This is a genomic window from Nostoc sp. LEGE 12454, assembly GCF_056620565.1.
Window position 1 is genome coordinate 1 of sequence record NZ_JBWQXL010000043.1, and the last position, 26,441, is coordinate 26,441.

Here is a 26,441-nt window from a genome sequence, read left to right on the forward strand (position 1 = left end):
TTATTCGTTTGGCATCCGGGAAATGTCTTTGTGGGCGGTGGCTAGGTAACTTTACTATCACGGAGGAATGTCTGCTGGTAGGTGTTTTTCAGTTTACCTGCAAACAACACCAATTAGATAGCTAGGGAAGCAGGACAAGTCTGGGTTGCTGTGGATAGGCATGAGGCAGTCGTTGGGTATGCGATCGCTCGTGAAGTGGATGGCACACTCTACCTCCAACAAATAGACGTTGCTCCCCAATATGGACGAAGAGGGATTGGATCTGCATTGGTGGGTACAGTTTGTACTTGGGCAAAACAGCAGGGGTATCGCATCGTATCATTATCAACCTTTCGAGATATTCCCTGGAATGCTCCTTTCTATTCAAAACTAGGGTTTCACCCTGTTGATGAAGCTTCACTGACGACTGGGTTTCAGCAGGTTAGACGCGAAGAGTTGAAAGCCGGATTGCCAATATCTGAGAGAGTCATCATGCATTGTGTGCTTCTGAATTCAAAGAACAACTGATATACCCGTAAATTGAAGGAGATAGTTGGATGAAAACACTACTTATCGGCAGTTGTATATGCGGTGCGATCGCCAGCTTCCTCTCCAGGCTTGATGAAAAAAATGCCTATGCAGTACGATCCAGCGCAACTGCTGAGGATTTACCGACAGCCTCTTTTGCAGGCCAGCAGGATACGTATTTAAACATTATTGGAAAGGAGGCAATCTATCAGCATATCAGCAAGTGCTGGGCATCGCTATTTACCGAGAGGGCAGTCATTTACCGCCTTCAAAACGGCTTCGACCACCGTAAAGTCCACCTGTCTGTGGTTGTTCAGAAGATGGTCTTTCCACAGGTGGCAGGAATTTTGTTTACTGCCGATGCCGTCACTTCTAATAGGAAGGTGTTATCCATTGATGCCAGTTTCGGACTTGGTGAGGCTATGGTCAAAGGCATTGTGAATGCTGATATCTATAAAGTGTGTAACGGCAAGGTTATCGATAAGAAGATATCCACCAAGAAACTGGCTATTTACGCTTTAAAAGATGGCGGTACGAAAGAACAGGAGATTGAGCAACAGAGACAGAACAGGCAAGCGCTGACGGATGAGCAGATTTTACAGCTTGAGCGCATAGGCAGAAAGATCGAAGAACATTTCGGCCGCCCCCAGGACATCGAATGGTGTTTGGTTGATGATACATTTTATATTGTCCAGAGTCGGCCAATCACTACTTTATACCCGATCCCTGAAGCGAACGATCGGGAAAATCATGTCTATGTATCTGTCGGTCATCAACAAATGATGACTGACCCCATCAAACCATTGGGACTGTCTTTATTCCAGTTAACAGCTGCTCGACCCATGTATAAAGCTGGTGGAAGGTTGTTTGTTGATATCACACCCGATCTGGCTTCACCTGTTAGAAGAGAATTTATAGTAGATGTTTTGGGAAAATCCGATCCGCTCATAAAAGACGCACTTATGACCATCATAGAGCGAGGAGATTTTATAAAATCGTTACCAAATGATCAAAAAGAACTGAGTTCCGGTAAAAGCAATAAAGGTATGTCGCCTGCGGATTTTCAAACACAAATCGAATACGATCCAACAATCGTTCCCAATCTGATTAAGAGTAATCAAGTATCAATAGACGATTTAAAACATAACATCCAAACAAAATCAGGATCGGATCTAATTGATTTTATTCTGGAAGATATCCAGCAATTAAAGAAGATTCTATTTAATCCACAAAGTTTTGGTGTGATTATGACTGCTATGAATGCTTCATCATGGATCAATGAAAAAATGAAGGAGTGGTTAGATGAAAAAAACGTAGCTGATACGCTTTCTCAATCTGTACCCAACAATATTACTTCGTCTATGGGTCTGGAACTATTGGATGTCGCAGATGTGATTCGTCCTTATCCTGAAGTAATTGATTATTTACAACATGTAAAAGATGATAGCTTTTTGGATGAACTGGTCAAGTTTAATGGTGGAAAGGAAACTCAAGACGCTATGTATGCTTATCTCAACAAATACGGAATGCGATGTGCCGGAGAAATCGATATTACTAAAACTCGTTGGAGTGAAAAACCAACTACACTTGTCCCTATGATTCTCAGTAAGATCAAAAACTTTGAGCCTAATGCCAGCAATCGGAAATTTGAGCAAGGGCGACAGTCAGCTTTGAAAAAAGAACAAGAGTTATTAGATCGATTGAAGCAATTACCAGATGGTGAACAAAAAGCCAATGAAACAAAACGAATGATCCACCTAATCCGGAATTTCATCGGTTATCGTGAATATCCAAAATACGGCATAGTTAATCGCTACTTCGTTTATAAGCAGGCTTTACTCAAAGAAGCCGAACAACTCGTACAAGCGGACGTTATTCATGAAAAAGAAGATATATACTATCTCACTTTTGAAGAACTTAGCGAAGTCATACGCACAAATAAACTGGATTACCAGATTATCAGCAAACGAAAAGACGATTACAAATTTTATAAAAAACTAACTCCCCCACGTGTTATCACATCTGATGGCGAAATCATTGCAGGTCAGTACAAACGAGAAAATCTCCCTGCCGAAGCTATTGTAGGTCTACCTGTTTCTTCCGGAGTTATAGAGGGACGAGCACGCGTCATCTTAAACATGGAAGATGCCGATCTAGAAGATGGAGATATATTAGTCACCTCCTTTACTGACCCTAGCTGGACACCATTGTTTGTATCCATAAAAGGCCTAGTCACCGAAGTTGGTGGACTGATGACGCATGGAGCAGTTATCGCACGTGAATATGGCTTACCAGCAGTTGTCGGAGTGGAGAATGCTACCAAGCTGATCGATGACGGGCAGAGAATCCGCGTGAATGGAACACAAGGGTATGTAGAAATCCTATATTAAATCGAAAATTACTTTCATTGGATTTTAAATATTGAGCATAGCTTGATTGTTACTAACATCCAAGGATTCTAAGCCAATAGATAGACCACCTGACTCAAGTAAACGACGTTCACCCTGCTGTGCTTCCGAGCGAATTTTATTGATACGAGAAACTCCTATTGCACCCAGGGCGGCCACATCATGTCAATAAGCAAAGCATATTCTCAATAGACTCTAAAATCATGTCATTAACTCTTACTTATTGCGAAAGTTTTAGGCGTTGGCGTCACCCGCCGCAGGCATCACTTTGGGGCTTAAAAAATAATCAAACGCGAAAGGAAAGATTTTTTCGTTGGTTCTTAACCTTCGTTGTAATTAAGAGTAATTTAGATGCGTTTGCCCTGCTTATAAGCTAGCGATCGCTTATTTTTAATAATAGTTTATTTATCGAATTTGCCAAACATCCCAACCATTAATTCTGCTACTGGAGCAGGGGTCAAAAATTGGCCCAGTTTTCCTTTTTGCTTTTGATCCTGTTTCAAGCTTGCAGCAATCCTCAGAAGGTCTACTTCACCAAGTAAGTTTCTGGCAGAACATTTTGACAAGCTTTTGAATTCCAACGGCTTGTGATGATTGTCTGTAGACTCTCTACTGCTTGATTGGAACATCACGGGTCATTTTCACAGAATAAAAACCAACTTTATCAGGTTTTGAATTTACGCCATGATATTTTAAGGAAAAACCGATGCAAGAAGCGTCTCTTTTTCCAAAAATTATTTTAAAACTATGCTTCAAGCTAAAGTCTTCGTCACTCGTCGCCTATCCATCGAATTAGAGCAACTGCGATCGCTCGCCATTGTCGAAGTTTGGCCAGAACGTCAACCCCCTCCATACGAAATTTTACTAGAAAAAGTTAAGGAAATAGATGGATTGCTATGTCTGCTGACTGACCAAATCGATCGGCAACTCATCGAGTCTGGGAAACTCAAAGTCATCAGTCAAATGGCTGTGGGTTACGATAACATTGATATTGACGCAGCTACGGCACGAAAAATTCCCGTCGGTAATACTCCTAGGGTGTTAACCGATGCTACCGCAGATTTTGCCTGGGCATTACTAATGGCAGCTGCACGGCGAGTAGTGGAGGCAGACCGATTTACTCGTGCAGGTTTGTGGCAGACTTGGGAACCAGATTTGTTATTGGGGCCAAATGTTACGGGTGCAACCTTGGGAATTGTTGGTTTTGGTCGGATTGGTCAAGCGATCGCTCGTCGTGCTAAAGGGTTTGAAATGCGGATTTTGTATACGAGTAGGCAACGATGCAGCCCAGAATTAGAACAATCTCTAGGTGTGGAGTTTACTACGTTAGAACACTTACTGCAAGAGTCGGATTTCGTGACACTGCATACACCATCGGCTGATGATACTTACCATCTGATTAGCGATCGCCAATTTGAATTAATGAAGCGATCGGCTATTTTGATTAACACGGCGCGGGGAACGATTGTAGATCCAGATTCTCTGTATCGTGCCCTTGCAAGCGGTCAAATCGCTGCGGCAGCTGTAGATGTCACCGAACCAGAACCGATTCCCAGCGATAGCCTGTTGTTGACCTTAGAAAATCTAATTATTGCACCGCATATTGGCAGTGCCAGCCGTCAAACGCGCTCAAAAATGGCAACAATGGCGATCGCTAATTTAATCGCGGGATTGAGGGGCGATCGCTTGGCTAATTGTGTCAACCCTGAAATTTATAATTCATAATTCACGCCTAATGTGAATTATAAACGCCCTCAATATCATGTACGATCGTCCTGCATATTGGCAGCAATCGTTGCGATCGGTAATTGGCTTTGAAAAAGATCCCCAGTACCGCAAGGCGAAATTCAAAAGGGACGCATAACTATGCGTCCCTAAAGCAAATTGCTGTAAACCTTTAGAAAGTGAAAGTTGTTCTCAGCGTACCGATAATTGCATCATCGTTATTGCTGTTTTGACCAGGAGAGGTCAACCAGATTACACCAGGGGTGATTGAAATGTTATCTGACAAGCGATACTTGTAAAAGCCTTCAAAGTGATAAGGTATATCATTACCAGTACCAGCAAAAACTCCGCCTCGGTTACGGGCATAAGGTTCTGCACCAGCAAAAATCCCTAAAACGTTACCCTTTTTACCGAAGTCAGGTAAGGCTACCCCAAGACCGTAGCTCCAAGCTTCATAATCATCATCAGCACCAACGCCTGTGACATCGTGGTAAGAAATGAAGCCACTAATTGACAGTTTGTCACTGGGTCTGAAAGCTGCGGACACACCATAGGAATTACTGGAAGATGCGTTTAGGAGGGTGTTAGCTTGATTAGTACCTACGACGCGGATAGTGCCAGGCAAACCACTACCTCCATCAAATAAACCGATACTTCCAGCACCATTATAACCGTGAACGTAGGTAGCACCTATAGATAAGCGATCGCCAACACTAAAGTTCAACTGTCCGAGAGCCGCATAGTTACCCTCTAACAAACCTTGATTTGCCCCAGGATCATTAGCATTTGACGCCAAGTAGCCTATAGTCAATGAAGGTTTGAAAAAACTGCCACTACTACCAAAGGGTAAAGTCAGTGCTGCACCTGCACCACCACCAATGCGATAAATCGGACTTTCAGAAGCAAAGGTAGACAAAGCACCATTACCGCCATCAAAATCCTCAAAGTAAGGGTTATTAGTGGCAACATAATCGCTATGAATACCTCCGGTGCCCGCAAAGTAGACTTGGGCTGGGCCTATGGGTACGTAATACGCCAGCCAGTCAATAATGACACTGTTGTTACTAGTGCTGCCGAGTTGAAAAGTTTGTGTACCTTCAGCAGTAGTAATAGGAAGACCAGCATTATCCACCTGATTAAAGGCTAGTGCATTACCGGCTGCAAGACGGGTGTGTAAAACGTCTTTACCCGTAAAGCTGGTTTGCAAGTCTAAACGTACCCTATCTTGGAAGACAGTATTATTTGCATCGCCAGTGTTATTGCCAAAAATATCAGTGACGGCAAAAATAGCTTCACCCACCAATTTTGTGGTAGTGGAAAACTGATTAGCTTCAAGTTCAGCAGTCCTTGCTTCTAGAGAATCTACTCGACCGCGTAGAGTTGCCAGTTCTGCCGAGAATTCCTCTTGCAAACGCTGGAGAGTCGCTAAATCCTGTTTTGTCACCAAGTCAGCAGTTGCTGTGGCAATCAGTTCATTAACTCGATCTAAACAAGCATTCAAACCAGCGGCAAACTCATAACGAGTCAGTGCCCGATTGCCACGGTAAGTAGAATTTGGGTATCCAGCAATACAACCGTAGCGCTCAACTAGGGATTGCAAAGCTTGGAAAGCCCAATCAGTTGGCTGTACATCAGAAAATTGAGAAACTGATGTGACTTGAGACAGTGAATTCTGGTTCTTGCCTTCGTTGCTGTAGCGATTAACCTCTTCTAAAACCTTATTTTCATCAGCCTTTTGGGCAACCAATTGCTGATTAACTTTTGGTTGTTCTGTTTGAATGAATATTGATGAAGCATTAGCAGCTATTGGTGCTTCTGTCTGAGCAGCTTTTGACTTTGTATCTTCAGAAGAACTTGCTACTTCGGCAGCAGCTATAGCCTTAGCGGAAACCAACACCGTCACTCCCAAAACTACTGGACTTAGTACCAGAGTTTTCCACAATAGATGAGACATTTTATTTTCCTTTCCCAAAAAATAACCAAAATCAGTTGGTTCAAGAAAAAGAGAATAAGTGATTATTCTACTTGTTGGGAATCTTATCAGATTGCTGTTACTTAGGCTATATATCTAAGAAAATTTTTACAGATCGGGAATCTTCACGTTTTGCAGATGGCTTATTTGCCACAAGTTTGAGTTTATAAAGTAATTTCGGTCGATTTTCTGCTATTTATGGACTTTAGCTTCTTGTTTTTAACCCTGATTTGCGGTAAATCTTTTTTATCTTTGTAAAAATAACATATTTCTACTAGACTTGGCCATATTTCTAGAGAGCCATGAAATTGGCTAATAACATCATCGATAATTCTGGAAACATTTTGCTGAAAAAAGTCTGGTTCAAATCCATAAAAAACTCTCGATAAATTTTCAGCAAATAATTGAAGTGACTGCTTGCGTTCTTCATTTTGGGTAGAGATTGAGGCTTTGACTACCTGCCTGTGGATAGCAGAGATTTTTTCCAGGATTTCCTCAGAATCTTGTAAAGTGACTTCGCCTGAGTAATCAAACTTGATTCCCAAATCGTCAAGATGATAAACACTGTTTTTAATCTTCTTTTTCAGCAAGCTACATATTTCTTCATTAAATAGTTCGCTAGCTAGAGGATTACGCATATAGTTATTTCTAATATGGTTTTGAACAGCATCAACATGTGCAGATGCAATCCCTTCTTGCTGTATCCAAATCCTGTAGATATAATCCTCAAATCTGAGCCGAGTTGGAAAAAAGGGTGGTAAACCTAGCTGATTGTCATATCCAGCAACTCCACAATCCATTCTCCAGTTTTTGTTAGTAATAACGGGTCGAAAATTGGTAAGAATATAAAAATCATTCAGGTCATTGGGACTAATTTGGTTCTCATCATTGAGATACATGTGAATAAAATCAAGGGTATCAATATCATTAGTTCCTGTGCGGAAAGTTTGGGCAATCTTAACGATCGCATTATTCAATACTCTCCCCTGTTGTAATAAAAGGCTATTTTCTCGAAAGTAACCTTTAGTTGTATTGGTTTCTAAATCCATTGCTGTATCAAGAACTAATTCTCCAGCCTCGAAGTTTTCTGGTACATGACTGGCTTTTTGACCTAGAACATCACCAAAAGCCGTGAGTAAGTCAAAAGATTTATGGACGTAGCCACCTTGTTGGCTAGACTTGATTAATTTTCCTCGACATATTTCATCACCTGATAAAGATTCTGGGCTAGTTTCAATTAATGCATCTGGGCGCATATCGTCATCTGCACTAACCATTAAATGTCCAAGGGTATACATCAGCGTGAAGTTGCGATTTCCGCCATAACTAGGTCGGAATAAGTTTTTGACTAGTGATTCTAGCTTGCGATCGCGCAGTCTTTCGTTTAAAAATGTAATAAATTGCTCTTTTTGCTGGGGACCAACATAAAACACATCATTGACTGTCTTAGTCTGCTCTAAAAGTGGATAATATTTCTCATGGTTGGCAATGCTGGAATCATCAAAAACGATAATTTTTAAAGCATGACCATTTGCCCAGAAATTCTCATCATACTTTTCGATGGTCTGTGCTACATCTCGGAGTCGATGAGTCGGAATAACAAATACTGTTTCTTTTTTTTTCATAAAACTTGTTTGGGTTTTTCAAATGAAGTTTTCAAGCTTCAAACTTTGTTTAAAGGTTCTCAGGTTAACACGGCATCGCTCTGATTACAGCTACATTAGAATTATATATAGTGAGAAACTCACCTATTTAGGGCTGTAGTCAGAACAATTGAGTGCTTCTTTTGTGAGAGCAGTAGTAGGATGTACTGCACACTTTAGGAAATAGTTATTGTTAAAAAATTGGCATTTTTTACAGGTATGTTGCTCTAAGTGTTTGATGCTTACTATTTCGTCTTTATCTTGTGCCGCATTTTCTGGGGGATCTTCTAGTGCCTTGCAAACAGATGAAACGAGAAAAACAACAATTGCCCAAACAAACATGAAGGAAATGTGAGCCAAAAACACTGCTAAAAAGGGAATGTCTCCGTCATGTGGTTTGCTGTTACTATGTGTTGTCTTAGACAAATTAGCTTCAATCAGGGTGGACTGATGAACACTTTTTTGGGCGGATACATAAAGTCGGAAAAGCTCCGAAGTATGCATATTAATAACCTTTAGTTAGTCGAACTCAGATTTAGTAAAGTTAAGGAGGCAGGAGGCAAAAATATATCTTCTTACTCTTGTCGCAAACTAGAACTGCCTTCTGCCTTTATTCGGGAAATGTTCATCTGTTTAATAATATGTGGAATTGAAAGTACTTGATAAATCTGAGTAATCGGAATTAACAGATTGACTGTCTGTTAGTCGAGCTTCCAATAAGCAACTATTCAGGGAATAGTAAACAGAATGGATTTTTTTAAGAGTAACTTTGAGAGCGGGAACCATCATGGGATGGGTTGCTATTACTAAAATGTAATCTCCGGCGAAAATACTAGGATTATCTGTTACTGAAATGACTTGAGTCTCTCTTAAAACTCCTAGAAAAATGCATTGATTTGGCAACTTAATATCACTTAAATGAATGCCACAGTAAACGCTATTATCTTCGATAAAAACACCAAATAGTCTTGGCTCTAAAGCTTTTTTATTTTTCAACACAAAATGTTTTTTAACTCTAATAGTATTGTCCAATACTTTACGAGAAAAATCTGCTGTTGCAGAGATATATTTTGAAGATATATAAAATGTATTAAGTAAATAAAGGATGTGTTTATTAATTAGCTAGGCAAGTATATGTTTAGAGATATAGGTTTTATATATACCTACTAAAAAGCAGATTCTCGACTTATTAAATTAAGCCGAGAATCAAACATTTAGATTTTAAGTAATCATTAAGGATTACTATAGATAACTATTTCGAATAGGAGGCATATAGCAGTCCTAAATCATTTGTGAAAATTATATATCTCTTTCTTTTTTCTTCCCTTTGCGTCCTTGGCGTTCTTGGCGGTTCGTTTCCTTATCTATATTTTTCACGACTCATTTAGGATTGCTATAGCAAGAATCAGCAGCACTCCCTAAAGTTTTATCCTTTAATCTTATCTAGAGCTAAATTCAGCTTCAACACATTAACTCCAGGCTCGCCAAAGATGCCGAGAAAGCGACCATCGGTGTTTTGAGAAATTAAAGTTTCGAGTTGGTTCGGTTGAACTCCTCGCGCCTTGGCTACTCGTGCAACTTGCGCGATCGCAGCTTCCGGGGTAATATGCGGGTCAAGGCTGGAACCAGAGGTATAAACTAAATCGCCAGTCGGCTGCACACCTGCTTTTTTCAGACGATTGAAGTCACCTTCAACTTTTTTGCTGGGGTCTGGGTCATCTTTACCTTTGATGCGTTCCATTAATGCGGGATTACTGGGAGCCAAGTTACTAGCACCGGAAACCCCAGTTTGCAAAACTCCCGCATCATCTTTTTTGGGATCGGCTGTGCTGTAGCTCGTAGTGCTGGGACGGCTGTTAAAATAGCGATCGCTAGTAAAAGGTTGACCAATCAAAGCAGAACCGACAACTTGACCTGTAGCATTTTTCAGGAGACTACCGTTTGCTTGAAACGGAAACACAATCTGCCCAATGGCAATCATCGCAAAAGGATAAATAATCGCTCCAATAACCCAGAGTACTAAGGTAGACCGAACGGCTCTACCAGCTTCGCGTGCAAAACTCATTAGAATTTCTCCGGTACAAACATTACAAAAAATAAATAGATAGAAAGCCCTAGTGTCGTCAGTCCTAACAATCCCAATCCCCAAGATTGACTGCGGGAAAGTTCTTCACCAGTAGCTGCATAGACCATAGGTGCAACCACTAGGTTGAAACACATCGCCAAGAATAAATACAGTGGTAGCTTTTGTCTACGCCATTGACACCAGATTTCAGTTATTTCTTCTAATACTTGGGATGTAGCAATCGCGCGGCGGATCTGAATAGGTTTCATAGTAAATTAAGACAAAGGTAGGATAATATCTATCAGTTTGATGGCAATGAAGGGAGCAACGATACCGCCAAGACCAAAGATCAAGATGTTACGACGTAGCAGTTGATCTGCTGTTAAAGGTAAAAATTTCACCCCTCTGAGTGCTAGCGGAATTAGTGCCGGAATAATTAAGGCATTGTAAATCAGCGCCGAGACGATCGCAGATTGGGCACTCTTTAATCCCATAATATTAAGTGCGCCGATTCCAGCAGCAGCAAAGATTGTCGGAATGATCGCAAAATACTTGGCAATATCGTTAGCGATGGAGAATGTTGTCAACGCCCCACGAGTAATTAGCAACTGTTTACCGATGGTTACTAAGTCAATTAGCTTCGTGGGATCTGAGTCTAAGTCCACCATGTTAGCAGCTTCTTTGGCAGCTTGCGTCCCCGAATTCATCGCCACACCCACATTTGCTTGAGCCAAAGCAGGTGCATCGTTCGTACCATCTCCAGTCATTGCCACCAGTTTACCCTGAGATTGTTCCGAGCGAATCACTTCAATTTTGTCTTCTGGAGTCGCTTCGGCAATGAAATCATCCACCCCAGCTTCCTCGGCAATCACCGAAGCGGTAATTCGATTGTCACCTGTGAGCATGATGGTGCGAACACCCATGCGCCGGAGTTGGTCAAACCGTTCCCGCAAACCAGGTTTGACAATATCTTTGAGGTAGATAACACCATAAATTTTGTCATCTTGGCAAACAGCCAAGGGTGTACCGCCCAAACGGGAAACTCGCTCATAAGCTGCATCTATATCATCAGGAACGTTACCGCCACGGGAACGGACAAATCCCTTAATCGCATCCACTGCACCTTTGCGAATTTGTTTGCCATCGGGTAAATTCGTGCCACTCATCCGGGTTTTGGCGGAAAATTCTACACCTTCGGCTTTATCAATGTTAAAGTCTACCCCAGCCTGGGACTTTTCTGCCAAAATCACAATCGATTTGCCCTCTGGCGTTTCATCAAACAAGCTAGCAGCTAGGGAGACTCGCGCCACATCTATTATTGAGTGATTATCCAAGGGAATAAACTCGTCAGCCATCCGATTCCCCAAGGTGATCGTGCCTGTCTTATCCAGCACCAAGGTGTTGATGTCACCGCAAGCTTCTACTGCTCGACCAGAAGTAGCAATGACATTAAATTGAGCAACTCTATCCATCCCGGCGATCCCGATCGCACTGAGCAAACCACCGATAGTTGTAGGAATTAAAGCTACCAATAGCGAGATGAGAATAGCAACGCTAGCACCCGCCCGCAAACTGTTTCCCGCCTCAGCCCCAAAGGCTGTGCTGATAAAGCTGGCGATGTAGCCGACAAATGGGGGCATTGTCGCTACCACAATCAAGAACACTTGCGTTAACACTGCCAACAATACCGTCAAAGCAATCTCATTGGGAGTTTTGCTGCGTTCTGCTCCTTCTACCAAGGCAATCATGCGATCGATAAAGCCTTGACCAGGATCGGCACTAATGCGAATTGTCAACTCATCTGAGAGTAAGCGTGTACCGCCTGTCACCGAACTGGCAATATCTGTACCTGGTTGCTTCAGTACAGGGGCAGATTCTCCAGTAATCGCCGACTCATCCACTGAGCCAATGCCTTTAATTACATCCCCATCGGCGGGAATCATATTATTTGCAACCACCTTGACCAAATCGCCCCGTCGCAGTTCCGTAGAATTGACTTTTACTATCGAACCATCAGGGAGGATTTTGTTGGCAACAGTATCCGATCGCGTCGATCGCAGTGAATCAGCTTGTGCTTTACCGCGTCCTTCAGCCACAGCTTCGGCAAAGTTGGCAAAAACGAGGGTGAAAAAGAGAATAAAGGTAATCAACCCGTTTAAAACGCGTTGTTGGTTAACATCTGCCTGGATTGTGCCAAACAGATTTGGGTTTAAGGTAACAAGCAAGGTGACAATTGTCCCTACCCAAACAACAAACATCACTGGGTTTCTGACAGTAATTCGCGGATCGAGCTTAATAAATGACTCACGAATTGCTCTTTGGTAAAGTCCCCGCATATCTGTTTTGGGGGTGTGCTTGCGCGAGTCACGAGTTCCAGATGGAATACGGGAAGAGGGAGAATCAGTAGTAATTGGCATACATTAAATTTTGAGCATGAGTCTTTGAGGTTAATGAACGGAGTGCCGAGATCGATAAACGGAGTTCCGAGATCGATAAACGGAGTTCCGAGATCGATAAACGGAGTTCCGAGATCGATAAACGGAGTTCCGAGATCGATAAACGGAGTTCCGAGATCGATAAACGGAGTTCTGAGATCGATAAACGGAGTTCTGAGATCGATAAACGGAGTTCTGAGATCGATAAACGGAGTTCTGAGATCGATAAACGGAGTTCTGAAGTGATCAATCAGTCTCTAATTCCCCTTGTCCCCTTGTCTCCTCATCCCCAATCCCTAGCCAATACCTTTGGCAATAAAGAAAGCTTCACCAATGGGCCCCAATGCAAGTACTGGGAAAAATGTAAGTGCGCCTAAGATTAAAATCACGCCTGCGGTAACGCCTATAAATAGTCCGGTATCAGTTCGCAATGTACCAGTCGTATAAGGAACAGCTTGCTTGCGGGACATACTATCTGCTAAAAACAGCAAACCGATGATTGGAACATAGCGTCCAGCCAGTAAACTGAAACAGGTACTCAAGTTCCACCACAAAGCAGTTACAGTTGGTGCTGTACCTGTAGCGATCGCCAAAGGAGACGGTTGTGAATCTCCCAAACCTTCAAAGCCAGAACCGTTGTTAGCAGCAGCGGACGCATATTCATAGATAACTTGAGCAAAGCCGTGGAAACCGGGATTACTAATTCCTGATAGTTGATCGGGAAACGCTAGGGCGATACCTGCGGGAATCATAATTGCGATCGGGTGAACCAGCAAAAGCAAGAAACTAGCAAGCACGACTTCACGTTTCTCAATCTTGCGTCCCAAAAATTCTGGTGTGCGTCCCACCATTAATCCTGTGGCAAATACTGCCAGGATCAAGTAAGTAAACAAGTAAGCGGTTCCTGTACCCTGTCCACCCCAGATAATTTGTAGGAACATATTGGAAAGAGTAATGAAACCGCCGTTGGGCATGAAGGAGTCGTGTAAACTGTTGACAGCACCGGTCATCGTGCCCGTCGTAACTGTTGCGAACAAGGCAGATTGTGCCCAACCAAACCGCACTTCTTTACCCTCAAGGTTCGGTTGCGAACTTCCTAGAAGTGCATTCACAGTCGGGTTGCCGTTATATTCCCCAATGGCATTGATAACGACAAATACGATGAAAAGCACACTAACCATGCCATATACTAACCAGGCTTGCTTGGTGTTATTAGCAAATAAACCGTAGGCGTAAATCAGGGACGTGGGGATTGAAATCATCGCCACGATTTGAATTAAGTTAGTAAATCCGTTGGGATTTTCAAAGGGGTGTGCTGAGTTGATGGCGAAAAAGCCGCCGCCGTTTTCTCCTAATTGTTTGATAATTTCAAAATGGGCAACAGGCCCACGAGCGATCGCCTGACTGATATTCGCATCTTCCAAAGTGGGGAATACAACCGCACCCCCCAGTGTTTCAGGAACGCCAGCTGCCATTAAGACAATGCCACCGACAAGACAAATAGGCAGTAAAATTCGCGTAATTGAGCGAATTAAATCTACATAAAAGTTGCCTAATGATCTACCCGTCAATCCCCGAATAAAGGCAATCCCCACCGCTAAACCAGTAGCAGCGGAAGTAAACATGTGATAACCAAGCCCCCACATTTGGCTACCATAGCTCATGTAGGTTTCACCAGAATAGTGCTGTTGGTTGGTGTTAGTAATAAAAGAAATAGTCGTATGCAGTACTGTATCCCAAGTTGGGGCATTTATCTTGGTTGGATTTAATGGCAACCATCCTTGATTAATGATGATGAAGAAAATCAGTAACCCCATTGCGACGTTACTGTATAAGATTGCCCGCCCATACTGCCAGCCAGTCATATTTTCTTTGGTTTTAACGCCAACCAAAGAATAAAGCACTCGCTCAACGGGATTCAAAATCGGATCGAGAAAAGTACTTTGCTCTAGGTATACGCGCGCCATATAGCGCCCAAAAACAGGAGTAATTGCTACTACAATTAGTAGCGTTAATATAATTTGAATCCATCCTTCTAGCATGAGTTAATCAAACTCCAACCTAAGTAAATTTGAGATAAATATCAGATATTTTCTGGTTATGAATCGGAAATATTTATGAAGTATATTGGCATACTTATTAACTAACCAACCTATAGTTATGGGCTTTCTCAATCAATCATGGAGCTTTTTTTGAAAGAACACAAGGTATAAATTGATATTTAAACTAGGCTATATAAGAAATATATGTTTCTATCTATAAGAGTGTTTATCTCGATATATATCTGCAAATATAGAAGGACGGCTAAATACTAAACAAATAGCTATTTGACACTAAAACTAGCTGAGTCTTTGAGGATTATAGTAATTTTCAGCTTTATTGACTACGTAGGGAATGAGTAAGAACCTTAGAGGATATTTGAAAACTTTTCTTCTCAGTAACAAAACGTTCTAGATCCCCCTAAATCCCCCTTAAAAAGGGGGACTTTGATTCCGGTTCCCCCCTTTTTAAGGGGGGCTAGGGGGGATCAGTTAGTGCCTAAAATCATAGTTAACCACTTTTCAAACAATTTCTTAAAAAGATGGTTGTCAACTGCAACGATACAAACAAAACCACGATTGACGCGCAATTTGTCAAAAAGCTTAATTTATCAAACCACTTTCTCTACTAAATGCTACGCTTTGCTTCTTTAAAGATTTTAAAAAACACCAAATTAACCTAAATATGGATATTTGGTAATATTACATTTTAATAATTGCATCCAATATTTTGTAGCGTTTTTTTGAGTTATTTCTATATCGCGCAAATTATGACCTTTGCCTATATTTAACATATAATTTGTTAGTTGTATAGCTATAAATAAATAACTTAAACCCAAAGGTTTTAAATGTTGCAAAAATAGGTGATATGTAACTTGAAGTTTCTGTCTATGGCGAAAATGTATCCACCATTTTGTTTGATGTTCGGCTATATTTTTTTGTAGACCTAATATAGCCTCAATCTCTATAAATTTATCTTTGACTTGATTATAAAATTTTATTTCTTTTTCAATTTCTCCAGCCTTGTATGATAAATCAGCATCATCAGATAACTGATAGGCTTCACTAATTAAATGACCAACATTTTCTGCTTTTTGTTGGTCATATCCAAGTTTAATATATATTTCAGTTGCTGCTTCTGCCAATTCAGCAAATTTTTCAGCATCATGTAGCCAATATATTTTTGTTTGTAGTTCTCCTAAAGTAGAAGCTAGAGTATGATTCATCAATTTGGCTTGAGATATGTTTTCGATTATCTAACTTAAAATTAAACACTAAAATATAGCCTTTTGAGCATCTGAACTCAACTCGCTCCCAAATTAGAAAACTAAGATTACTGGTGCTACTCTGATGTATTAGATTTAACCGATCTTTTTACCCACCAAACTCATTAACTGCTTATCCAGTTCGATGAGGTAATCTCTACCGTAAGCTCCATTCTCTAAGCCTGTGACAAGATGATTAGGAATATCTTGTGTAATTTCTTCGCTACAAGAACCAGCAGCCAGTGCGATCGCCGCTACTGTATCTACATCCCCGGTAAAAGCGATACAATCTTGTAAAAGTTCGCTCATGCTGTCATTACGCATCACCGCAGTAATCGCTGCTCTGACACTCATCCAGCCTTTGGACTTGACTTTACCTTCCCACGGTTTATTCCACTCTCCAGATACATAACCTTCCAGAAACCGTCCTAATTTGCGTTTTGCTCCCAGCCGATAAATAAAATAATGCGACATTAAGGCAGCCGCAACGGCAGCATTGATTCCATCGGGTGTATTATGGGTAATTGCCGCTTGAATTGTTGCCGCCTCAATGACTTTTTCTGGTGTGGGATAGATGCCAATGGGTGCTGCACGCATTGCTCCCCCACTTTTGTCGCTATCAGGGTTAATTTTCGTTAAAAACTCTTCCCCATCCTGAATTTCTAGTAAAAAATGGTAGAAGTTTCGAGCATAACCTTCTCTTCGATCGCGTTTAAAAGCTCTAACAAAACTATTGGCTAAAACTTCTGGCGTCCACGGTGCTTGAGCGACAATCACTTCCGCAATAGCAATACTCATCTGAGTGTCGTCGGTATAGCTGCCAGGATTGAGTCGAAACCGCGGATGTTCAACGTATCGACTCAAATCGTTGTTAGCGATCGTTTCGTCTGCATATTCAAAGCCTGCACCGTAGGCATCTGCGATCGCTAACTCTAGCAGCATAAGGGTATTAAACTAAAAACGGACGCGCCAGAAAAAAGCTAGAAACTGATTTAGCATCTACCGACTCTCCCTCCAGAATAGCTTTTTCTAATTCTTCAGGAGTCATAAATACAGTTTCTATATCTTCGTCTCCATCTTGTGGTGGTGGTGTCTCCAGCTTTTCTAAATCTCGCGCCAGAAAAGCATAGATAATTTCATCAGAATAGCCAGGAGCTAGGAAAAATTCGCCTAATTTGTCCCATTTTTGGGCACTATAGCCAGTTTCTTCGGCAATTTCACGCTGTATTGTTTCTAAAGGCTCTTCATTTCTTTCCAATGTCCCCGCCGGAAATTCTAATATCCGTCCCTGAATCGCAAAACGGTACTGGCGCACCAGTATAAGTTTACCTTCCGCTGTCACTGGCACAGCTAACGCACCGCCAGGGTGACGAATACATTCCCATTCTCCTTCCGATTTATTCGGCAAACGCAAGCGATTAACTTCAAAATCAAACTTGCGTCCTTTATGAAACAGGCGTTGTCTCAGCAGTTGTGGTAATTCTCTACCTAATGGCATAGTAAAATCTGATTATCTGTGAATACAGAGGCAAAATCAGTGTTCTTCTGCTTTTAAGGATGGTAATTTTAATTGTCCATCCATAAATCTACATCAGAACAGTCTACCTCTTTCAGCAGCTCTTTAATAACACACCCGGAAACTGGTTCTATCCAATCTGGGGCAATTTCTGCCAGTGGGACTAACACAAAGGCGCGATCCCGCATTCGTGGGTGGGGAATCTGGAGATTTGGTGTATCCAAAGTAATGTCATCATATAATAACAAATCCAAATCTAGGGTTCGTGGCCCCCAGCGTTCCTGACGCACGCGCCCAAATTGTTGTTCAATCCCTAACAAAATTTCTAATAACTCCTGGGGGAGTATTTCTACCTGCAATGTGACGCAGCCGTTGAGGTAATCTGGCTGTGGTGGTCCGACAGCTTTGGTTTGATACCAATGGGATTTGGCTTCTAAAACAATACCTGGCGTTTGGGCTAAAGTCTCTATAGCTGCTTCTAAAATTCTCTGGGAATCGCCAATATTACTACCAAGAGAAACGGCGCTTCGTCTTAGCTCTGCTTCGTCGTAGCCCGATGTAGACATTATACTTTCCTGAAATAAGCCGTTTTCGGGCTGTCTTTGCGGATGCTTGTCAATAGCTTTTATATTCGCAGTATTTATCAAAACTGCAACATTTTTTACAAAACTAAATTAACTAAATTTAAAAAACATTATTTTTTAGTGAATTCAGTTAATTATTTATAGGATATTATACTAACACAATGGTAGTGCTATAACCCCAAAGTTGATTGATGGTGGTTATATAATTGCTTACTACTTTGAGCGAGGAACTGACGTGGGGAAGCTTACCTCCTGGTTCAAGCGAAGACCAACTAATTTGAGTGACTCTGGACGAGGAGGAACGAATGAGAGCTTACCACCAGCATATCTGGCGCAAACGAGGCAGTTACTAAGCAAAATGAAAATTTTACCATCTAAGATGAGGGTCAATCGGGCAACTGGCGCTAGACCACTCTATCGCCGCATCTGGTTTTGGGCAGGTTTGGGTGTTGGTGGTGGGATACTTGCCTTCATCTACGGCATCAGTTTAATAGATCGGACTTTGCCAGATCAGTCCGAGCTGAATGCTGTGTTTCGAGAGCAAACACTGACCATTAAAGCTGCTGATGGCACAATATTACAACAACAAGGTGAAGCGACCAGAGAACAGCTACAGCTAGAACAAATACCAGATAATTTAAAAAAAGCTTTCATCGCCTCAGAAGATAGAAGATTTAGGCAACACAACGGAGTCGATCCGCAAGGGATTGTCAGAGCGGGTTTGAATAATTTGCGATCGCAAGGTGTGGTAGAAGGTGGTAGCACCATCACCCAACAGCTAACGCGGATTCTCTTTTTGAAACAAGAGCAGACAATCTGGCGCAAACTCAAGGAAGTCCGCCTTGCCCAAAAAATGGAGCAAGAATTAACCAAAGATCAGATTTTAGAGCGTTACTTAAATCTGGTTTATTTGGGATCTGGAGCTTACGGTGTGGCAGATGCCGCCTGGGTATACTTTAGTAAGACGCCAGATCAACTTTCCCTTGCGGAAATGGCAACAATTGCGGGATTAGCTCCTGCTCCTAGCTTATATGCCCCAGACAAAAATCCCGAAGCAGCTAAACGGCGGCGGGACTTGGTATTGCTACGGATGCAAGAAGATAAAGTAATTACACCAGAGCAAAGGCAAGCAGCCGTTCAGGAGCCATTAACCCTCAAAAGCAGTTTACCCAAGCGAGTGCAAGTAGAATCACCCTACTTTACCAGTTACATCCAAAAAGAATTGCCGAAGTATGTTTCTCCTAACGTGCTAAAAAATGGAGGTCTAGTAGTAGAAACCACGCTCAACCCAAGTTGGCAGAAGGTGGCAGAAGAGGCAGTTGCAAAAACATTGCGAAATCAAGGACGCTGGGAAAACTTTAAGCAAGCGGCAATGGTGGCTATAGACCCCCGCAACGGTGAAATTAAGGCAATGGTGGGGGGAAAAGACTTTGGTAAAAATCAGTTTAATCGAGTTACCCAGGCACAACGGCAGCCAGGATCGACATTTAAAGGGTTTGTATATGCCACTGCGATCGCTACTGGTAAAAGCCCCTACGATAGCTACGAGGATGCGCCCTTTGTCGTAGACGGCTATGAACCGAAAAACTATAGTGAAAACTTTCGGGGTTCAATGAACATCCGAGATGCCCTTACCCGCTCTGTTAATATTGTTGCCGTCAAGGTGTTGATTGATGTGGGATTTACACCAACGATTAAACTAGCCCATGATATGGGGATAAAATCTGAACTTAAACCCACCTACTCCTTGGCTCTTGGTTCAAATGAAGTCAATCTGCTAGAGTTAACCAGCGCTTATGGTAGTTTTGCGACTCAGGGATTGCACGCAGAACCTCATGGTATTACCCGCATCCTCAACCGCCAAGGCAAAGTCATCTGGTCAGCTAATTTCAAGTCAAAACGCGCCCTGGATGCTGACAGTGCCGCCATCATGACTTGGATGCTACGCAACGTCGTCCAAGCGGGAACTGGCGGTGCTGCTCAATTAGATAATAGAGCAGTTGCAGGCAAAACCGGCACCTCTGACGAAGCCCGCGATTTATGGTTTATTGGCTACATTCCTCAGATGGTGACAGGGGTATGGCTAGGTAACGATGACAACCGCCCTACTTATGGCAGTAGTAGTAGTGCTGCTTACACTTGGCACGAATTTATGGAAAAAGCGGTAGAGGGGATGCCTGTAGAAAAGTTTCCCAAACGACCCAAGTTAGACGGTCGCAAAGGCACTATCAAAGCCCAGTCCATCAAGCCCAAACAAATCCTGAATCGTTCTATTGCCTCTAAAGATGATGACTCAGAAGGGGAAAGTGCGAGAAATTCTGAGGAGAGTGGTTCATCTAGGAGACGTAGAAGCAGAAGAAGATATTCTCAAGAAGCACAGCAATCCAGCGATTATACCCCAAGACGGAGAAGACGCGATCGCAGCGAATCAAGTTCTAGTAACTCCTCCTCAGAATCATCTACTCCACGGCGACGCTCTAGAAGAGTAGAATCTGATTCACCCCCACCTCGAAGAAGTCGGCGAGAGTCGTCTCCTGCAAATAGTTCTGGTTCTTCAGGTTCTTCATCGTCACAACCATCTTGGCGGGATAGACTTAGACCTTCTAACCAGTAATGAGAAGTGGGCATTGTTGATACTATGCACGACTAGTGCTTGAGTTACCTATCCCACTTACACTTACTTCTATCCTTTATTCCCCGTTCGGTGTGTAACAATATATACGTTTTATGGTAGGGCAGGGGGCAGGTGAGACAAGGGAAGATGAGTGAGAACTTGCAATAAGTCTTTCCCCTTGCCCCTCTACCTTTTTAGTCAACCAGACTCAATCTCAGAAGTCAAAAGATAAAAACGCCCAGTTAAAAGCACTGCACCCATAAGTAGCCCTAGTGCTAAACCCAACCATAACCCTATAGCACCCCAGCCGAAAGTGAATGCCATCAAATAGCCCCCACCTAGACCTACTATCCAGTAAGCGAACATAGTAATTAACACTGGCACTTTGGTGTCTTTCAATCCGATTAAAGCACCAGCAGCAATAGTCTGAATAGAATAAAATATTTGGACTATTGCCCCCGCAGCCAGGAAAGAAGTTGCCGTTTTAACTATCTCGATATTATCTAAATTACTGGTGTCCAAATACATTGCCACAATATAGTTGGGAAACAGCCAAAAAATTAGTGCCACAATACTTACAAAAGGAGTAATAAGCGCAATGCAGACTAATCCCGCTGTGCTTGCACCCTTGAGATCGTTTTGTCCCCTCAACTGTCCTACTCTCATCGTGACGGCATAGGAAATACCTATAGACACTGTTTCGACAAAACTTTCTGTCTCGACGGTAATTTCATGTGCTGCTAACGTCTCTGTTCCAAACCACCCCATCATTAAAGCAGTGGCAGTGAATACTCCAATTTCTGCTCCATACTGCAATCCCAAAAACCACCCAGTTTGGAAGATATCTATAAACATATCTTTATCGAACTGATGCAAAGCACAATCAAGCTGATAGTCTTTAAAGTAGTTATCAAAGCAAATCCAACTGGCGGCAGCGATAAAATTTAGCCAAAAAATGAGTGTGCTTGCCCAACCGATACCGGCTAAACCAAGGGCTGGTAAACCAAATTTACCGAACATTAGCACGTAATTAGCAGCCGCATTTAATAATAGTCCAGCTACCGTAATTATTGTTAAAAATTGGGGACGATTGAGGGCAGAGCTAACTTCTTTTAAGATACAAAAACCGAGTGCGGCCGGAAAACCCCAAACAATAGACCGCAAATATGTTTGAGCTAATAATACATTGCTTTCTTCTTGACCAGTGAGCAGCAGAATATAGTCAAAGTGCCAAATGATAAACATTACAGGTAAGCACATCGTCACGGCTAACCAAATTCCTTGACCGGTAGCACGGCTTACTTGGTCTATCTTTCCTGCACCAAAAGCATTGGCGACACTTACACCCGCGGCTGAAAGAACAGAACGACAAACGGAAGCTAGGGTAGAAAACGTAACAGCACCTAAAGCACCCGCTGCTAAAGCTTGGCTGTTAAGTAAGCCCATCATCACCCCATCCAATAAAGGAATGCCCGCTTCTAATATTTGAGTAATTACCAAAGGAACTGCTAATTGCAGGCAAGCTTGGACTTCTGATATCAGTTCTGACTTAAATTCTTTTGAGGTTAACTCCATTGGGGCGCTAAAAAAGCAATACTGAATACATTAAGATATATTAACGCCACAGGTGTAATCAACTCAAGCTATTAGCGATCGCCTCTCCAAAAATTGTGCTTAATAACACTCTTACCAGCACATGACAAAACAGATATCACTATGAGTTGTGAATTTTGAATTAAAAAATTGCTTGAACTCAACACTCACAACTCATAACTTTCTCAGATTATCGCGCTGGTAGTTGTGGGTGTGTGGTCGAGTACTTTGTCACTATGTCAGAAATTTCCGGGTTGTAAAGCCTTAGATAATTCCAGTAGTTGCCAAATACTTGCCGCACATAATTTTTAGTTTCATCAAAGGGAATTTGTTCAACAAACTCATCTGGATCTTTTGTAGTTAGAGTTTGCAACCATTTGGAGACATTGCCGGGGCCAGCATTGTAACTAGCGATCGCCAGCAAAGAGTTATTGTTATATTGATCGTGGGTATGACCCAAATACCATGTACCCATCATGATGTTATCGTTGGGATTTTCTAGATTTATTGTTTTGAAATCCACCTTGATTTGGGGCGCGATCCATTTAGCTGTACTCGGCAACACCTGCATTAAACCAGTAGCTTCAGCGACAGATTTGATTTTTGGTTCAAACCGTGACTCTTGACGCATCAAAGCAGTTACTAGCAGAGGATTGAGTTGACGCTCAGTAGACCACTTTTCAATCTCTCGCTGATAGGGAAATGGATAACGCGCTTGCCAGTATGTGATTTGTTTACTCAGAGTCTGATATTGGGCAAGTTCACCTGGTATTTCCCGGTCTTCTAATTTAGAAATTTTATCAATTCCGATGAGATTTTCTCCTTTAGCCTGCCGCATCAACCCTTCAGTAAATTGCTCTGCTACTGTTGGCTGAATTTTGTTCTGAAATTCTGTTTGCCATTGTAACCAGGCATCGCGGTCTTGACCTAGCAAATACAATTCTTTGAAAGTTTCAGAACCAGCAGGCGGTACTGGACGCTGGGGTGCGATTACTTCCGGGTTCATGACGCGCACGTTGTCAAAGTTACCGACATTTAGCCCCAACATTGTCGCGGCTCGCCATGCATAGTAAGAGTAGGGAAACTGACTAACCACATATTCATAAGCAGTTTTAGATTCTTGCTGTTTCCCCAGTGCAGCCGCCCATTTACCTACCCAAAAGCCTGCTCTAGGAGCCAAAATACTATTGGGGTTATTAGTGACGATTGGTTCTGCCCATTGCCAAGCAGCGACGTAATCTTTGGCATTGGCTTTATCTTGAGCAATTTTCCAACGGTATTCTGCTGCTTCGTCAGAGTTACCGTATTTACCTATGAGTAATTGCCACGCCGCGCTAGCTGACTTTTGATCCTTAAGAGTTTGGATTTTGGCTTTTTGTGCCAGTGCAGTACCAGCTTGTTTGGGGAATTTACTAATTACCTGCTCAAGATAGGGTAAGCCGTCTTGAGGTGTTTTTGCGGTTTCTGCTAACCGTAGTAGTGCCGTCCCAGTTTCCTCACTATTGGGAAATTGCTGCACTAATTGTTTATAGGTGGCGATCGCTTTTTCTTTATCTTTGCCTCCCACCTGTAACCCGCGTGCAGTACGGTAGAGGTTGCGCGATGTTTTGGGTGCTTTGGCGTAAGCATTAGCCGCTTTCGGAAATTGACTATTTTCCCAATAGCTAGTACCAATGAGTTCCCAATCTTCGGGTTTGAGGGTAGTCTGTTTTGCTAGCTGATCCAAAACGCCCACTATACCTGGTTGATCGTAGGCATACTTAGCCAAAATCAATTGTAATTCTGGCTGATTGGGATTTTCTTGCAAGCGTTTGCGGATAATTTCCCAAGTTAGAGGATTAGTAGGAAATTGAGCGATCGCAGTTTCTTGTTGCTTTGGTTGAGCAATCAGATATAAGGCTTTCACGATGGCCGCTTCTTTGGGATACTGTTTCAGCACCCTTTGCCTGAGATCCGAGGCTTTGCCGTCCTCGCCCAGCATATCCTCTGCCTGAGCTTGTTTCAGCAAAATGTAAGGCGCGAGGATGGGATAGTCTTTCTCTAGTCCTTGGAGTAAAACCAGGGCTTTTTGCCCTTGGGTTCTTTCAATATAATCACTCGCCAAAAGATAACGAGCGCGATTCCGATCTGGCGATCGCGATTCTTGAGCGATCGCAGCCAGTTTTGCCGCTCGTTCTGGCAGCGATTGCGATATCAACGGAAAAACGGCTGATTGAGCAACACTACCGTCCGATTTTTGCTCTGTTTGATTCTGACTCAGTTTGAGCCATTTTCCCAGAGACTTGCCAATCTCAGGTGCTGATACCATTGCCCCAGTTAAAAAGGCAAAGAGTGCTGCACCCGCAATTATCGAAATTTGCTTTTTCTGTAGTTTCTTCAGCATGAATACCCGCTGAAAAGTTTCGGTGAATTTCTTGAAACTCTAACACTCCTAACCATCAGTGTTACCAATTTTTAATTTTAGATTTTTAATTTTATGTAGAAAAATACTAATTTTCAATCCTTCATCTGGTAGTATTGAGTAATTAGCACATATTAGATACTATTACATCTATCTTGGGTATATCTTAAAGATGGTAGTAGATAGCCCTTCAGTTAGGGATTCGACTCCTACTGATTTGCGATCGCTGAATTCCCTTACCCTGCGGGAAGCTGACACGACAGTGCAAATCTGAAACTCTTCTCTCGATAAATAAATTTCGTCGCCACCACTTGGGTATTTTCCAGTTTCGTCGGGTGTGTTATCGCCTCAGCGTAACGCACCGTCAGAGATTTTCGTGCGTTATGGACTTTAGTTTTAACGCACCCTAGCAAATTAAAGCTAATTGTAGAGCAGGTTTTTAAATTTGTGCGTACACCGTTGCCGAAACGTGAGAGGAATGGATCGGAGTTTATTAGTATACATTAATACTTAATAAATATCCTCTAAATCCCCCATCGATCGCATTCTGAATTCTGTATTCTGAATTTTGACTTCTCATTTAAGTTTTTCATGAGCAGCCAAAATAATTTTTTCGGTTTCTTCCCAGCTAATACATTTGTCAGTTACAGAAACACCATATTTTAATTCTTCTTGTTTCCCAGTAATCGGTTGACTCCCTTCATACAAATGCGATTCCAGCATCATGCCAACAATTGATGTATTACCATCCACTATTTGCTGAATAATATTTTCTAAGACAGCACCTTGTAATTTGTAATCTTTATTGGTATTACCGTGGCTACAGTCGATAACAATTCTCGTTGGTAAATTTGCCTGTTTTAATTTCTCTTCTACCAGTTTGACATTTGCTGGATCGAAGTTGGGTTGACTACCACCCCTTAAAATTACGTGACCATAGCCATTACCTTTAGTTTGAAAGACGCTGACCTGTCCGTTTTGATTAATTCCCAGAAAACTATGCGGGTTTCCAGCTGATTGTAGGGCATTCAAAGCTACTTGAATATTGCCATCAGTACCATTTTTAAAACCTACAGGCATCGAAAGTCCACTGGCCATTTCGCGGTGAGTTTGTGATTCAGTTGTGCGTGCGCCAATGGCAGACCATGTAATCAGTTCGCTGATATATTGAGGGATGATTGGATCTAGCGCTTCTGTGCCAGCAGGTAATCCCAACTCTGTAATTTTTAATAGTAGCTCCCGTGCAATTAATAAACCTTTCTCTACATGGAAAGAATCATCCATATCTGGATCGTTAATTAACCCTTTCCAGCCTACGGTTGTTCTTGGTTTTTCAAAATACACTCGCATAATTAGTAGCAAGTTATCCTTGACTCGCTCGGACAAGATTTTTAATCTCTCAGAATATTCGAGCGCTGCTTTTGGATCGTGGATTGAACATGGCCCAACTACTATAAATTTCCTGCGATCTTGAAAATCCAGGATATCTTCTATTTCCTGTCTATATGCTAAAACTTTTTGTTCGGCTAATTGTGTTAAAGGTAATTTTGACTTTACTTCATTGGGAGTTAATAAAATGCGATCGTTCTCAATGTTAGCGTTATCGATATTACTATTAAATAATTTGTTGTGCATGGGGGATGCTTTGGCAATTCTATAGACGCACTTCAACTC

At 42.1% G+C, this 26,441-nt stretch carries 21 protein-coding genes; 4 read left to right on the plus strand and 17 right to left on the minus strand.

The annotated features are described in order from the left end of the window. Positions 1–117 precede the first annotated feature (117 nt). Together AC1F2U_RS27965 and ppsA are read left to right on the plus strand one after the other, a co-directional pair. Positions 118–507, plus strand: a complete 390-nt coding sequence (locus AC1F2U_RS27965; protein WP_480264138.1) for a GNAT family N-acetyltransferase — start codon at positions 118–120, stop codon at positions 505–507. 29 nt (positions 508–536) lie between these two features. Then, positions 537–2,897: a phosphoenolpyruvate synthase gene (gene ppsA / locus AC1F2U_RS27970; protein ID WP_480264100.1), complete on the plus strand. Its 2,361-nt coding sequence runs from the start codon at positions 537–539 to the stop codon at positions 2,895–2,897. Between the two features lie 24 nt (positions 2,898–2,921). Here the strand turns inward: ppsA and AC1F2U_RS27975 are convergent, their stop codons facing one another. Both AC1F2U_RS27975 and AC1F2U_RS27980 read right to left on the minus strand, forming a co-directional pair. Next, positions 2,922–3,074 carry a hypothetical protein gene (locus tag AC1F2U_RS27975; protein WP_480264101.1) on the minus strand — a complete coding sequence of 51 codons (153 nt, stop codon included), beginning with the start codon at positions 3,072–3,074 and terminating at the stop codon, positions 2,922–2,924. A gap of 242 nt (positions 3,075–3,316) precedes the next feature. After that, complete coding sequence (locus AC1F2U_RS27980) at positions 3,317–3,547, minus strand: hypothetical protein (RefSeq protein ID WP_480264102.1); 231 nt, start codon at positions 3,545–3,547, stop codon at positions 3,317–3,319. A 115-nt stretch (positions 3,548–3,662) separates the two neighbouring features. Here AC1F2U_RS27980 and AC1F2U_RS27985 point away from each other — a divergent pair, with 115 nt between their 5' ends. Next, positions 3,663–4,640 (plus strand): 2-hydroxyacid dehydrogenase, encoded by a 978-nt coding sequence (locus AC1F2U_RS27985; RefSeq protein WP_480264103.1) that lies wholly within the window; start codon positions 3,663–3,665, stop codon positions 4,638–4,640. A 172-nt stretch (positions 4,641–4,812) separates the two neighbouring features. On the opposite strand, the gene AC1F2U_RS27990 is transcribed toward AC1F2U_RS27985, so the two are convergent. From AC1F2U_RS27990 to folK, 12 genes are all read right to left on the minus strand, one after another. Next, positions 4,813–6,594, minus strand: coding sequence for an iron uptake porin (locus AC1F2U_RS27990; RefSeq protein ID WP_480264104.1), 1,782 nt, complete (start codon positions 6,592–6,594; stop codon positions 4,813–4,815). A gap of 182 nt (positions 6,595–6,776) precedes the next feature. Next, entirely contained in the window at positions 6,777–8,237 is a 1,461-nt protein-coding gene (locus AC1F2U_RS27995) for a hypothetical protein (protein WP_480264105.1), read from the minus strand. Between the two features lie 123 nt (positions 8,238–8,360). Continuing rightward, the gene (locus AC1F2U_RS28000; protein WP_480264106.1) at positions 8,361–8,759 is read right to left on the minus strand and encodes a hypothetical protein; all 399 of its coding nucleotides are present in this window, start codon (positions 8,757–8,759) and stop codon (positions 8,361–8,363) included. Positions 8,760–8,888: 129 nt separating this feature from the next. Further along, entirely contained in the window at positions 8,889–9,254 is a 366-nt protein-coding gene (locus AC1F2U_RS28005) for a TrkA C-terminal domain-containing protein (RefSeq protein ID WP_480264107.1), read from the minus strand. 427 nt (positions 9,255–9,681) lie between these two features. Further along, complete coding sequence (kdpC, locus tag AC1F2U_RS28010; RefSeq protein WP_480264108.1) at positions 9,682–10,320, minus strand: K(+)-transporting ATPase subunit C; 639 nt, start codon at positions 10,318–10,320, stop codon at positions 9,682–9,684. Further along, complete coding sequence (locus AC1F2U_RS28015) at positions 10,320–10,589, minus strand: potassium-transporting ATPase subunit F (RefSeq protein ID WP_292718156.1); 270 nt, start codon at positions 10,587–10,589, stop codon at positions 10,320–10,322. The genes kdpC and AC1F2U_RS28015 overlap by 1 nt, the downstream gene beginning before the upstream one ends. A 6-nt stretch (positions 10,590–10,595) precedes the next feature. Then, positions 10,596–12,737: a potassium-transporting ATPase subunit KdpB gene (kdpB, locus tag AC1F2U_RS28020; protein ID WP_480264109.1), complete on the minus strand. Its 2,142-nt coding sequence runs from the start codon at positions 12,735–12,737 to the stop codon at positions 10,596–10,598. A gap of 314 nt (positions 12,738–13,051) precedes the next feature. Further along, positions 13,052–14,797, minus strand: coding sequence for a potassium-transporting ATPase subunit KdpA (kdpA, locus tag AC1F2U_RS28025; RefSeq protein ID WP_480264110.1), 1,746 nt, complete (start codon positions 14,795–14,797; stop codon positions 13,052–13,054). 671 nt (positions 14,798–15,468) lie between these two features. Next, complete coding sequence (locus AC1F2U_RS28030; protein ID WP_480264111.1) at positions 15,469–16,020, minus strand: hypothetical protein; 552 nt, start codon at positions 16,018–16,020, stop codon at positions 15,469–15,471. A gap of 135 nt (positions 16,021–16,155) precedes the next feature. Further along, positions 16,156–17,001, minus strand: coding sequence for an ADP-ribosylglycohydrolase family protein (locus AC1F2U_RS28035; RefSeq protein WP_480264112.1), 846 nt, complete (start codon positions 16,999–17,001; stop codon positions 16,156–16,158). Between the two features lie 7 nt (positions 17,002–17,008). Then, the gene (locus AC1F2U_RS28040; RefSeq protein ID WP_480264113.1) at positions 17,009–17,557 is read right to left on the minus strand and encodes an NUDIX hydrolase; all 549 of its coding nucleotides are present in this window, start codon (positions 17,555–17,557) and stop codon (positions 17,009–17,011) included. A 68-nt stretch (positions 17,558–17,625) separates the two neighbouring features. After that, positions 17,626–18,141 (minus strand): 2-amino-4-hydroxy-6-hydroxymethyldihydropteridine diphosphokinase, encoded by a 516-nt coding sequence (gene folK, locus AC1F2U_RS28045; protein WP_334841060.1) that lies wholly within the window; start codon positions 18,139–18,141, stop codon positions 17,626–17,628. A gap of 253 nt (positions 18,142–18,394) precedes the next feature. Between folK and AC1F2U_RS28050 the strand changes: the two genes are divergently transcribed. Then, positions 18,395–20,773: a transglycosylase domain-containing protein gene (locus AC1F2U_RS28050; RefSeq protein ID WP_480264114.1), complete on the plus strand. Its 2,379-nt coding sequence runs from the start codon at positions 18,395–18,397 to the stop codon at positions 20,771–20,773. Positions 20,774–20,971: 198 nt separating this feature from the next. Here the strand turns inward: AC1F2U_RS28050 and AC1F2U_RS28055 are convergent, their stop codons facing one another. The 3 genes from AC1F2U_RS28055 to AC1F2U_RS28065 all read right to left on the minus strand — a co-directional run bounded on the left by AC1F2U_RS28055 (position 20,972) and on the right by AC1F2U_RS28065 (position 26,402). Beyond that, complete coding sequence (locus AC1F2U_RS28055) at positions 20,972–22,348, minus strand: MATE family efflux transporter (RefSeq protein ID WP_480264115.1); 1,377 nt, start codon at positions 22,346–22,348, stop codon at positions 20,972–20,974. 208 nt (positions 22,349–22,556) lie between these two features. Continuing rightward, positions 22,557–24,749, minus strand: a complete 2,193-nt coding sequence (locus tag AC1F2U_RS28060) for a lytic transglycosylase domain-containing protein (RefSeq protein WP_480264116.1) — start codon at positions 24,747–24,749, stop codon at positions 22,557–22,559. 594 nt (positions 24,750–25,343) lie between these two features. Next, positions 25,344–26,402 (minus strand): 3-deoxy-7-phosphoheptulonate synthase, encoded by a 1,059-nt coding sequence (locus tag AC1F2U_RS28065; RefSeq protein WP_480264117.1) that lies wholly within the window; start codon positions 26,400–26,402, stop codon positions 25,344–25,346. Positions 26,403–26,441 lie beyond the last annotated feature (39 nt).